The sequence below is a fragment of the Tropicimonas marinistellae genome (genome assembly GCF_001509585.1).
Taxonomy (GTDB): domain Bacteria; phylum Pseudomonadota; class Alphaproteobacteria; order Rhodobacterales; family Rhodobacteraceae; genus Tropicimonas; species Tropicimonas marinistellae.
On the sequence record NZ_LNCI01000011.1, the window covers coordinates 122932 to 135073 of the forward strand.

Sequence of the window (12142 nt, forward strand, 5' to 3'; positions counted from 1 at the left end):
ATAGGCACAATTACCGATTCCCGCAAGCATGGGCGAAACCACGCCGCCATTTGAGCGAATCCCCGCCGGGTTCACCAAAAAAAACACTAGCGGCTTTCCAGATCCTCCACATCGACAACGCCTTGGACGGCCTTGAGTGCTCCGCGCACCTGCGGGCTTACCGGCAGTCCTGAACCGATCTCCATGTCGACTTCGCCTGGCAATCCGGGATCGAGAAGTGTGACATGGATCGGACCCTTCATCCGCACTTGCCCGGCCTCGGTCGTGCGCGCGAGGATCGACTGTAGTACCGGCAGCGCCGAGCCATCGTTCACAAACAGCCGAAATCCTCCGCCGCCGCCGCCGGCACCGCTCTCCTGATCAACCGGCCGCGCGCCTTTGCACAGCAGCTTGAGTTGCTCGCTCTCGTATGTCGCCTCGGCCGTGACGACGACATTCTGGCCGGGTTCGAGGTGGTCACGCGCTTTTTCCAACGTTTCCGAAAAAACGGTCATCTCGAACAATCCAGTGGGGTCCGACATTTGCACGAAAGCAAATCGGTTCCCACGGGCCGATTTGCGCTCCTGCTTACCAGCGACCGACCCTGCCATCTTCACCACCGCCGGGCCCTGCTTCACTAGGTCCTCGACTTCTGACAAAGTCTTTACCCCGCGCCGTTTCAGCATGCCCATGTAGTCGTCGAGCGGATGGCCAGAGAGGTAGAACCCGATGGCGGCGTGTTCTTCGCCCAGTCGCTCGTTCGGCAACCAGTCCTCCACCTCCATCAGCCGCGGTTCGGGCAGATCCTCTCCAGCTTCGCCGAAGAGCGACACCTGGTTTGAGTTCCGTTGCTCGTGGATCGCCGCCGAGTAGGCCACCAGCGCGTCGAGCGATTTCAGAACCCGGTGCCGGTTGCGGTCCAGCACGTCAAAGGCACCGGCGCGGGCCAACATCTCCAGCGGTCGTTTGCCGACATGCTTCAGGTCGACCCGACGGGCGAAGTCGAAGAGCGTCACGAAGGGGCCGTCCTTGCGGCCCTCGACGATCAGCGTCATCGCCTCGTGGCCGACATTCTTCAGCGCCGCCAGCGCGTAAATCAGCTTGCCATCCTCTACCGAGAAGGTTTCGACGGAGCGATTGATGCAGGGCGGCACGATCTCGATATCCAGGCCCCGCCGCACCTCCTCGGCGTAGACCGAGAGCTTGTCGGTGAGGTGAATATCGCAGTTCATGATCCCAGCCATGAATTCGACCGGGTAATTCGCCTTGAGATAGGCCGTCTGGTAGCTCACCACCGCGTAGGCCGCAGCGTGAGACTTGTTGAAGCCGTAGTTGGCGAATTTCTCCAGCAGGTCGAACACCTCGCTGGCCTTTTTCTTGTCGACGCCGTTGGCCGCCGCGCCCTTCTCGAATTTGGGCCGCTCGGCGTCCATCGCCTCCTTGATCTTCTTGCCCATGGCGCGGCGCAACAGGTCCGCGCCGCCGAGGCTGTAGCCCGCCATCACCTGCGCGATCTGCATCACCTGCTCCTGGTAGACGATGATGCCCTGCGTCTCCTCCAGGATATGGTCGATCAGCGGATGAACGGATTCGCGTTCTTTGAGTCCGTTCTTCACCTCGCAATAGGTCGGGATGTTCTCCATCGGCCCCGGCCGGTAGAGTGCCACAAGCGCAACGATATCCTCGATACAGGTCGGCTTCATGCGCCTCAGCGCATCCATCATGCCCGAGCTTTCCACCTGGAACACGGCGACGGTCTTGGCCGCCGCATAAAGCTCATAGGTCTTGGCGTCATCGAGCGGTATATGGTCGATATCCACCTCGACGCCCCGGAGCTTCAGCAGGTCCAGAGCGTTCTGGATCACCGTCAGCGTCTTCAAACCGAGGAAGTCGAACTTCACCAGCCCGGCTTGTTCCACCCATTTCATGTTGAACTGGGTCGCCGGCATGTCCGAGCGTGGATCCTGGTAGAGTGGAACCAGCGCGTCGAGTGGCCGGTCTCCGATCACGACGCCGGCCGCGTGCGTCGAGGCGTTCCTAAGCAGCCCCTCGACCTGCTGACCATAGGTCATCAAACGGTCGACCTGCTCGTCGTTCTTCGCCTCGTCGCGCAGCCGTTCCTCGGTCGCCAGTGCCTTTTCAATGGAAACCGGCTTCACTCCCTCCACCGGGATCATCTTGCTCAGCCGATCCACCTGACCGAACGGCATCTGCAACACCCGGCCGATATCCCGCACCGCGGCCTTCGACAACAAGGCACCGAAGGTGATGATCTGCCCCACCTTGTCGTGGCCGTATTTCTCCTGAACGTAGTGGATCACCTCTTCTCGGCGGTCCATGCAAAAGTCGATGTCGAAGTCGGGCATGGACACCCGTTCCGGGTTGAGAAACCGCTCGAACAGGAGGGAGTAACGCAGCGGATCGAGGTTGGTAATCGTCAGCGCATATGCCACCAGCGAGCCCGCGCCCGACCCCCGGCCCGGGCCCACTGGTATATCATGTTCCTTCGCCCATTTGATGAAGTCGGAAACGATCAGGAAATACCCCGGGAATCCCATGGACTCGATGATACCCAGCTCGAACTCCAGCCGCTCGTTGTATTCGTCAACGCTCGCAGCGTGCGGAATGACGGCAAGGCGCTTTTCCAGCCCTTCATGGGCCTGCCGCCGGAGTTCTTCCACCTCGTCCTCGGCAAAGGTCGGCAAGATCGGTTTTCGTCGCTCCGAAACGACGTGGCATCGCTGCGCGATCTCCACTGTGTTTTCTATCGCTTCGGGAAGATCGGCAAAGAGCGCGACCATTTCCTCGGGCGTTTTCAGGTAATGCTGCGGCGTCAATCGCCGCCGCGTTTCCTGCTGGTCCACATAGGCTCCCTCGGCGATACAGATCAGTGCGTCATGCGCCTCGTAGAAGCCTTCCTTGGGGAAGTAGACGTCGTTGGTTGCCACAAGCGGCAGGTCCAGCTCGTAGGCGGTCTCGACGAAAAACCGTTCCGTGGCGCGTTCCGCCTCAGGCAGTCCGTCATCGCCGGGATGCCGCTGCAGCTCAACGTAGAGCCTGCCTGGAAAGGTCGCCGCCAAACGTTCCAGCAATACCCGCGCCTTTGGCTCCTGCGCGGCGCGTACCAGGCGGCCCAGCGCCCCGTCCGGCCCGCCAGTCAAACAGATGATACCCTCGGCATGGAGCTCCAACTCACCCGGCGTCACGTGGGCAAGCTGTTGGTCGCCGCGCAGGTAGAGGCAGGAGTTCAGCTTCATCAGGTTGCCGTAGCCAACCTCGTTCTGCGCCAGCAGGACAACCGGCGCGGGCGGAATGGGTTTCTGGCCTGGGATGACCGGCTCGTATTCCAAATCCACCTGGCATCCGAGGATCGGCTGAATACCCGCACCGCTCGCGGTTACCGAGAACTCCAGCGCTGCGAACATATTGTTTGTGTCCGTCACCGCGACGGCGGGCATGCCCATATCCCGGCAAAGGCCCGGCAACTTTTTGGTCCGGATTGCTCCCTCGAGGAGCGAATACTCGGTGTGGAGACGAAGATGGATGAATCGGGGAAGGCTGCTCATGGGGGCAGACTAGAGCCCGGAACGAACCATGAAAACGGGTCAGACGGCAACTTCCTGTGGACAACCCGCAACCCCCTGCCGGCAGGGAATAATATGTTCGATGGCGCAGGGACCGGCTGACACAGCGGCACAGCCGCCCAAGCAATAGGCAGATGCAAGACATGTGTGCAGATTTCTCTGCCATACCTTGCAATGTCGTGCGGTTTTGGCTTTGCTCATACGGAACAACAGGGAGGCGCGCTTTCTACGCCGCATCGAGGGCGCGCCGGGTGGAATCACCGGTACGGCGGCGGAACAAAAAATGGAGATCACGTTTCTTCTGAACGGAGAGACCGTGGAGGTGCAAACCGCACCAACCCGGACACTACTGGATTGGCTCCGCGAGGAAAGCGGCTTGAGCGGCACGAAAGAGGGCTGCAACGAAGGCGACTGCGGGGCGTGTACCGTGATGGTGACCGCTCCGGGCGAAGCGCCGCGCAGCCTGAACGCCTGTATTCTCTTCCTGCCGCAACTCGCGGGCAAGGCGGTGCGAACTGTTGAGGGCCTGCAAGGCCCGGACGGCACCCTGCATCCGGTTCAGGAGGCGATGATCACGCATCACGGATCTCAGTGTGGCTTCTGCACTCCCGGCATCGTCATGTCGCTCGCAACGGGTCACACGAACGGTCAAACCGATCACGACGATCTGCTTGCCGGCAATCTGTGCCGTTGCACGGGCTACGCGCCGATTGTGCGATCTGCCGAAGCCGCCGGAAGCGCGCCGGTCCCGGAATGGATCTCCGGAGCGCCCGAGTTCAGTGACGCTGCATTCACCGGGCGGCATCAGGAGCGGCAGCGCTCAAGCGCCCAGGAGGAAGGAGCGGTTGCCAGGCCCTCCTCCTCAGACGAACTTGCCGCCTGGTACATGGCTCATCCCGATGCAACGCTGGTTGCCGGGGCAACCGACGTGGGGCTCTGGGTCACCAAGGGTCTCCGGGAGTTGTCCCCGCTGGCCTTCCTGGCCGGTTGCGAGGACCTTCGACAAATCGAGACGACCGAGGATGGCGTGCGGATTGGCGCCATGGTGACCATCGACGATATGCGCCCGGTAATGGCGGAGCGTCACCCGAGCTTCGGAGAATTGCTGCGCCGCTTCGCCTCTGTACAGGTGCGAGGGGCAGCCACGATCGGCGGCAACATCGCCAACGGCTCGCCTATCGGCGACTGCCCGCCAGCATTGATCGCCCTTGGCGCTACGCTTCACCTGCGCAAGGGCGACACGCGCCGGAGCCTGCCGCTGGAGGACTTTTTCGTCGCCTATGGCAAGCAGGACAGGCGCCAGGGCGAGTTCGTCGAGGCCGTATCCATCCCGAACCAGCCCGACACCTTGCGTTGCTACAAGCTCTCGAAACGCTTCGATCAGGATATTTCAGCCGTTTGCGGCTGTTTCAATATCAACGTCGCAAACGGCAGCGTCGCCACGGCCCGGATCGCGTTCGGCGGCATGGCAGCAACGCCCAAACGCGCCCGAGCGGTCGAGGAAGCGTTGGTCGGGCGCACCTGGTCGGACGAAACGGTTAGCGCTGCCTTGCCAGCCTTTGCCGAGGACTACACCCCGATTTCGGACATGCGCGCGTCGGCCGAGTACCGTCTGGAGGCTGCCGGCAACATGCTGCGTCGCTTCCATGCCGAAACCACGGGCCTTGCCACCGATGTGCTTGCGGTGCGGCCATGAGCGTTGCCCGCCCCCTGCCCCACGACGCCGCTCGGCTCCATGTCACCGGTCAGGCGCGCTACGTCGATGACATCCCGGTTCCGGCGGATTGCCTACACCTCGCGTTCGGTCAGTCCACCATTGCCGCCGGCCGGATCGGCGAATTGGACCTTGACGCCGTGCGCACGGCCCCGGGCGTGGTGTCCGTGATCACCGCGAGCGACCTGCCGGCGGAAAACGACGTGTCGCCAGCACCGATATTTCACGAGGAGATGCTCTCCTCGGGCGAGATACAATATGTCGGTCAACCGGTTTTTCTCGTCGTCGCCACGAGCCACCTGGCAGCCCGGAAAGCCGCGCGGCTCGCTCGGATCACATATGAAGAACGCCCCGCGATCCTCACGATCGACGACGCCATAGCCGCAGACTGGCGGTTCGAGGAGGGCCCGCGCATCTACGAGCGCGGAGACCCCGAGGCCGCCATCACCGCGGCCGAGCGTGTGGTTGAGGGGGCCATCGAGATCGGCGGACAGGAGCATTTCTACCTGGAAGGCCAGGCCGCGCTGGCAATGCCGCAGGAAGGCGGCGACATGGTCGTGCATTGCTCCTCCCAGCATCCGACCGAAATCCAGCACAAGGTCGCCGAGGCGCTCGGGCGCCCGATGCACTCAGTCCGCGTGGAAGTACGGCGCATGGGCGGGGCGTTCGGCGGCAAGGAAAGCCAGGGCAACGCGCTCGCTTGCGCCTGCGCGGTCGCTGCGCGAACCACCGGCAAGCCGTGCAAGATGCGCTACGACCGCGACGACGACATGACGATCACCGGAAAGCGCCACGATTTCCGAATTGCCTACCGCGCAGGGATCGACGCAACGGGTCGCATCGCGGGCATCACGTTTGAGCAATATTGCCGCTGTGGCTGGTCACTCGATCTCTCGCTGCCGGTTGCCGACCGGGCGATGCTCCATGCCGACAATGCGTATTTCCTACCGGCGGTGCGGATCACCTCCCACAGGCTTCGCACCAACACCCAATCCGCTACCGCTTATCGCGGCTTCGGTGGGCCGCAGGGCATGCTCGGCATCGAGCGGGTGCTCGATCACATTGCGCATACGGTCGGCCGGGAACCGCTGGAGGTGCGGCGGCGTAATTTCTATGAGGAGGCCCCCGGTACCGAGGCGGGGGGGCCGTCTGCCCCCCCGCGCCCCCCCGAGGATATTTCCGGACAGAAGAAGACCGGAACCCTCACGCCGTATCACATGGATGTCGAGGATTTCTGCCTGTCGGCGCTGAGCGAGCAGTTGGCGGAAAGCTCCAAGTACCTGACACGCAAATCCGTGGTTGCGGAGTGGAATGCTGCCAATCCGATACTGAAAAAGGGACTCTCGCTGACACCGGTGAAGTTCGGGATCTCATTCACGCTCACCCATCTCAATCAGGCCGGCGCGCTGGTGCATGTCTACAACGATGGGTCGATTCATCTCAACCACGGCGGCACCGAGATGGGGCAGGGTTTGTTCCAGAAGGTCGCGCAGGTGGCCGCTGCCAGGTTCGGCGTGGACACCGACAGGGTGAAGATCACCGCGACGGACACCGGCAAAGTGCCAAACACCTCCGCAACCGCGGCCTCGTCTGGATCTGACTTGAACGGGATGGCCGTCCAGGCGGCTTGCGATACGATCCGCGACCGGCTGGCAGAGTTCGTGTCCGAGCGATTTCAGGCCCCCCCGGAAAAGGTGCGTTTCGCTGGCGGGATGGTACATGTGGGCGACGAGGCGTTGCCGTTCGATCAAGTGGTGCTGGAGGCCTACCAGGCGAGGATCAGCCTGAGCGCGACGGGTTTCTACAAAACCCCGGATATATCCTGGGACCGGATCAATGGCGCGGGTCGGCCGTTTTTCTATTTCGCGTACGGTGCAGCCGTGACCGAGGTTGTCGTGGACACCCTGACCGGCGAAAACCGCATTCTGCGGACGGACATTCTCCACGACGCGGGCTCTTCGCTGAACCCGGCGCTCGATATCGGCCAGATAGAGGGCGGTTACGTGCAGGGTGCCGGCTGGCTGACCACGGAGGAACTCGTCTGGGACGGCAGGGGCCGGCTGACGACACATGCGCCCTCGACCTACAAGATCCCCGCATGTTCGGACCGTCCCGATATCTTCAATGTTGCCCTTTGGGACGCACCCAACCGGGCCGACACGATCTATCGCTCCAAGGCGGTGGGCGAGCCACCCTTCATGCTGGGGATTTCTGCCTTCCTCGCCCTGTCAGACGCGGTGGCGGCCTGTGGGCCAGGGTATCCGGCGCTCGATGCGCCAGCCACGCCCGAACGTATTCTGGCGGCCATCGCGCGGGTGCGGGCATGAGTTTCGACGCGCAATCCCTGAAGATGACCGTTGCCCGCCATGGCCGGGTCGCGCGCGTCGTCGTGACTGAGGTCAGCGGTTCCGCACCGCGGGAGGCCGGTGCCTCCATGCTCGTCTGGAAGGGTGGGCAGAGCGGTACCATCGGCGGCGGTGCGTTGGAACTTGAAGCGACGACGGCGGCACGAAATGCCTTGTCGCAAGGGAACAGCTTCGTCATGCGCCACCCACTCGGTCCGGCGCTCGGGCAGTGCTGTGGCGGCGCGGTTACGCTGGCGACAGAGGTCTGGGACGCGGCGTCGCTCGAGAGCCGTCTCGACACCGCGCGCGATGGTTGGGTCATCCGCCCGGTCGGCAGCGACAGCGGCACCAGGCCCCAAGCGGGAACCATGCCCTTGCGCCGTTTGCTGCGCGCATTGCGCAATGGCTCGGTTCTTCCCGGTCCGTGGCTGCAGGATGGCTGGCTGGCAGAGCCACTGTCAGAGCCACGCCACAGGTTGTGGCTGCATGGGGCGGGTCACGTGGGCCGGGCGATTGCCGCAACGCTTGCACCGCTACCGGAGTGGACAATTACCTGGATCGACACTCACGCGACACGCTTCCCTGACATGTCCCATGACACTGTCGACGTGTTGGTTGCGGAAGAGCCGGCGCGCGTTGTGGCGCACGCGCCACCCGATGCGCATCACCTGATCCTGACCTATTCCCATGCGCTCGACCTTGCGCTTTGCCGCGCGGTTCTGAAACGCGGCTTTGCATCGGCCGGACTTATTGGCTCGGCAACCAAGTGGCGCCGCTTCCGGAACCGCCTGCTCCAACTCGGGCATTCCGAGTCAGAGATCGCGCGTATCACCTGCCCAATCGGAGACCCAGCATTGGGTAAACACCCCCAAGCCATCGCAATCGGAGCGACTGCCATGCTACTGAGAACCGCTTCCGCCGTTCGCGAAACCGCTGTGGACCGCACCGCGTGACCGATCTTCTCACCCTCGAAGGGCTGACAAAGGCCTATCCCGGCGTTGTCGCCAACGACGATGTGTCTTTCGCAATAGCGCCGGGCGAAATTCACGCGCTGCTTGGCGAGAACGGCGCGGGCAAGTCCACGCTAGTCAAGATGATCTACGGGCTGGTGAAGCCTGACAGCGGGCGGATGCAGTTGCACGGCGCCCCGTTCGCTCCTGCGGAACCGCGCGCGGCACGGGCCTCCGGGGTGGCGATGGTCTTCCAGCATTTCTCGCTCTTCGAGGCGCTAACCGTTGCGGAGAACGTCGGCCTTGGGATGGAAAACCCTCCCCCCATGCGGGAGCTTTCGCGGGAGATCCGCGAGGTGAGCCACGCCTACGGGCTGCCTCTCGATCCACGCCGACTGGTCGGAGACCTGTCTGCGGGGGAGCGCCAACGGGTAGAGATCGTCCGGTGCCTGTTACAGGACCCAAAGCTGTTGATCATGGACGAGCCGACAAGCGTTCTTACTCCGCAGGAGGTGGAAATCCTCTTTGCGACACTCAACAAGCTGAAGGCCGAGGGAACATCGATCCTGTACATTTCGCACAAGTTGGAGGAAATCCGCGCGCTTTGCGATGGCGCGACGATCCTGCGGCGCGGAAAGGTGGTGGGCCGGTGCGATCCAAGGCAGAGCACGGCCGCGGAACTGGCTGAGATGATGGTTGGGTCGGCCCTGCACCGGCCGGACCGGAAGCCGGCAGCGCCAGGCGACGTGGTCCTGCAAGTGGCCGGGCTCACCAGCGAGCATGTGGAGGCCTTCGGTACCCGTCTGCAGAACGTCGGCTTCGAGGTCCATGCCGGCGAGGTACTCGGCATCGGCGGTGTCGCGGGCAACGGGCAGGACGAGCTCCTGAGCGCGATTTCGGGTGAAACGCTGGGCCCAAGCGAGACGGTGCGGCTGCGCGGCGAAAGCATTGGACACCTGGCACCAAATGCCCGCCGTGTGCGTGGACTACTGGCGGCTCCCGAGGAACGGCTCGGTCATGCCGCCGCACCCGACATGAGCCTGACCGAGAACGCGGTGCTCTCGGGCTGGCAACGGCAGGATCTCACGCAACAGGGGTTCGTCTTCTGGGGCAAGGCACGCGGCTTTGCCGAGACCATCATCAAGTCCTTCGATGTCCGCACACCCGGCCCAGGCACGGCGGCGCGTGCGCTTTCGGGCGGCAACCTTCAGAAGTTCGTCATCGGGCGCGAGGTGCTGCAGCGCCCCGATGTTCTGGTGGTCAACCAACCGACATGGGGCGTGGACGCAGCGGCGGCAGCGGCGATCCGCCAGGCCCTGTTGGATCTGGCTGCAGGCGGCGCGGCGGTGATCGTCATCAGCCAGGACCTCGACGAACTCCTGGAAGTGTCGGATCGCTTCGCGGCATTGAATGCGGGCTACCTCTCCGCACCGCGCCCTGCCGAGGGGCTGACCATGGAACAGATCGGACTCATGCTAGGCGGCGCTCATGATATGGATGTGGCCCACACCGATGAGGCCCACAAGATCAAGGACAGCTACGAGGAGCATCGCCCGTGATCCGGCTGGAAAAACGCCCGACGCCGTCCAGGTTCTGGACATGGGCAACCCCGATTCTTGCAGTGCTTCTGACAATGGTCGCCGGTGGACTGATGTTCGCCGCGCTCGGCAAGAACCCGTTTCTCGCGATAAAAACAATTTTCTACGACCCGGTCCTCGGCGAGTTCGCGTTTTATTACCGGGGTCAGTTGCTGGTAAAAGCCGGGCCGCTGATCCTGATTGCCGTGGGGCTCGCCATGGGGTTCAAGGCGGGCATCTGGAATATCGGCGCCGAGGGTCAGTACATCATGGGCGCCATTTTCGGCGCCGCGGTCGGGCTGGCCTTCTACCCGGCGGAAAGCTGGGTCATCTTCCCGCTGATGGTCTTGGCGGGAGCCGTGGGCGGCACTCTCTGGGCGATGATCCCGGCAATCCTGAAGGTGCGCTTCAACACCAACGAAATCCTCGTCTCTCTGCTGCTGGTCTATGTCGCCGAGCAACTTCTGGCCGCCATGGCGCTCGGGCCGCTGCGTAATCCGGACGCTGCGGGCTTCCCAGGCTCCCGCAATCTCCAGCAATATCCTTCGGCGTCAAACAGTGAGCTTTTCGCCGGCACGGGCATGCACTGGGGCGTGGTGGCAGCCTTCATTGCCGTGATCTTTGCCTATATCCTTCTCTCTCGGCATCTCATGGGTTTCCACATCCGTCTGGCCGGGCAAAGCCCGCGCGCCGCCCGTTTCGGCGGTGTGAATCCTACGGCACTCGTCGTCTTCTGCATGGGCGCTTCCGGTGCGCTCGCAGGAATGGCAGGGCTCTTCGAAGTCGCAGGCCCCGCCGGGCAGATCTCCATCGACTTCAATTCGGGATATGGCTTCACCGCCATCATCGTAGCCTTCCTCGGCAGGCTGCACCCGATCGGGATCCTGCTCGCCGGCCTTTTGATGGCGCTCACCTATATTGGCGGCGAGGCCGCGCAGGCGACGCTCCAGATACCCGCAGCCGCGATTCAGGCGTTCCAGGGGATGCTGCTCTTCTTCCTCCTGGGGCTCGATGTTCTCGCTAATTACCGAATCCGACTGACCCGGGAGGGAGTGGCCTGATGGACCTGTCTTCGATCAACTGGCTGCTGTTGCTGGCCTCGCTCATGGTCGCCGCAACGCCAATCCTCCTAGCCGGTATTGGCGAGTTGGTGGTGGAGCGCTCGGGTGTTCTGAACCTTGGCGTCGAGGGAATGATGATCACAGGTGCAATCAGTGGTTTCGCAATCTCCGTGAACACCGGCAGCGTCACCCTCGGATTCGTTTCAGCCGCCCTTGCCGGCGCGGCGCTTTCGCTGGTCTTTGGCCTGCTCACGCAATTCCTGCTGTCGAACCAGGTGGCGACGGGGCTTGCCCTCACCCTCTTCGGGCTGGGGCTCTCGTCGCTGATGGGTCAGGGCTATGTGGGCATCAAGGGGCTGAATGTACCGGACCTGCACCTGCCACTGCTCTCTGACATCCCCATTCTCGGCCCTATCTTCTTCCAGCATGACGCGATGGTCTATATCTCCATCCTCATCGTCGCCGGCGTCTGGGCGATGCTCAAATACACCCGCGCCGGCCTAATCCTGCGGGCTGTGGGCGAGAACCACGACGCCGCCCATGCGCTCGGCTACAAGGTGATCCGGATCCGGCTGATGGCCATTGCTTTCGGCGGCGCCTGCGCCGGTCTTGGCGGAGCCTATCTCAGCCTCGTTCGCGTACCGCAATGGACCGAAGGCATGACGGCTGGCGCAGGGTGGATCGCCCTCGCGCTCGTGGTCTTTGCCTCGTGGAAACCGTGGAGGGTTTTGATCGGCGCCTACCTCTTCGGCGGGTTGACCGTGTTGCAACTGAACCTCCAGGCCGCCGGCATGAAGATACCGGTCGAGTACCTTGCAATGTCGCCCTACCTGATCACAATCCTTGTACTTGTCATCATGTCGTCGGGCCGTGGCCGGGCCGCCTTGAACGCACCCGCCGAACTCGGCCGTTCGTTCCACGCAACTGCCTGA

7 protein-coding genes are annotated in these 12142 nt (G+C 63.1%); 6 read left to right on the forward strand and 1 reads right to left on the reverse strand.

Going from position 1 to position 12142, the window contains the following annotated elements:
• Positions 1-86: 86 nt before the first annotated feature.
• The gene (dnaE, locus tag ARC39_RS21115; RefSeq protein ID WP_068117498.1) at positions 87-3545 is read right to left on the reverse strand and encodes a DNA polymerase III subunit alpha; all 3459 of its coding nucleotides are present in this window, start codon (positions 3543-3545) and stop codon (positions 87-89) included.
• Between the two features lie 301 nt (positions 3546-3846).
• Between dnaE and xdhA the strand changes: the two genes are divergently transcribed.
• The 6 genes from xdhA to ARC39_RS21145 are packed head-to-tail and all read left to right on the forward strand — an operon-like array spanning position 3847 to position 12142.
• Entirely contained in the window at positions 3847-5259 is a 1413-nt protein-coding gene (xdhA, locus tag ARC39_RS21120; RefSeq protein WP_068117501.1) for a xanthine dehydrogenase small subunit, read from the forward strand.
• A complete protein-coding gene (gene xdhB, locus ARC39_RS21125) occupies positions 5256-7604 on the forward strand; it encodes a xanthine dehydrogenase molybdopterin binding subunit (protein WP_068117502.1) in 2349 nt (782 codons plus the stop codon). The genes xdhA and xdhB overlap by 4 nt, the downstream gene beginning before the upstream one ends.
• Positions 7601-8575, forward strand: a complete 975-nt coding sequence (xdhC, locus tag ARC39_RS21130) for a xanthine dehydrogenase accessory protein XdhC (RefSeq protein WP_068117506.1) — start codon at positions 7601-7603, stop codon at positions 8573-8575. Before xdhB ends, xdhC begins: the two co-directional genes overlap by 4 nt.
• A complete protein-coding gene (locus ARC39_RS21135; protein WP_068117509.1) occupies positions 8572-10131 on the forward strand; it encodes an ABC transporter ATP-binding protein in 1560 nt (519 codons plus the stop codon). Before xdhC ends, ARC39_RS21135 begins: the two co-directional genes overlap by 4 nt.
• Positions 10128-11210: an ABC transporter permease gene (locus ARC39_RS21140; protein ID WP_068117512.1), complete on the forward strand. Its 1083-nt coding sequence runs from the start codon at positions 10128-10130 to the stop codon at positions 11208-11210. Before ARC39_RS21135 ends, ARC39_RS21140 begins: the two co-directional genes overlap by 4 nt.
• Positions 11210-12142, forward strand: coding sequence for an ABC transporter permease (locus ARC39_RS21145; protein WP_068117516.1), 933 nt, complete (start codon positions 11210-11212; stop codon positions 12140-12142). Before ARC39_RS21140 ends, ARC39_RS21145 begins: the two co-directional genes overlap by 1 nt.

Coding starts and splice junctions, on each gene's coding strand:
- xdhC (WP_068117506.1), top strand. CDS start 7,601: ATGAGTTTCGACGCGCAATCCCTGAAGATGACCGTTGCCCGCCATGGC.
- xdhA (WP_068117501.1), top strand. CDS start 3,847: ATGGAGATCACGTTTCTTCTGAACGGAGAGACCGTGGAGGTGCAAACC.
- xdhB (WP_068117502.1), top strand. CDS start 5,256: ATGAGCGTTGCCCGCCCCCTGCCCCACGACGCCGCTCGGCTCCATGTC.
- dnaE (WP_068117498.1), bottom strand. CDS start 3,545: ATGAGCAGCCTTCCCCGATTCATCCATCTTCGTCTCCACACCGAGTAT.
- ARC39_RS21145 (WP_068117516.1), top strand. CDS start 11,210: ATGGACCTGTCTTCGATCAACTGGCTGCTGTTGCTGGCCTCGCTCATG.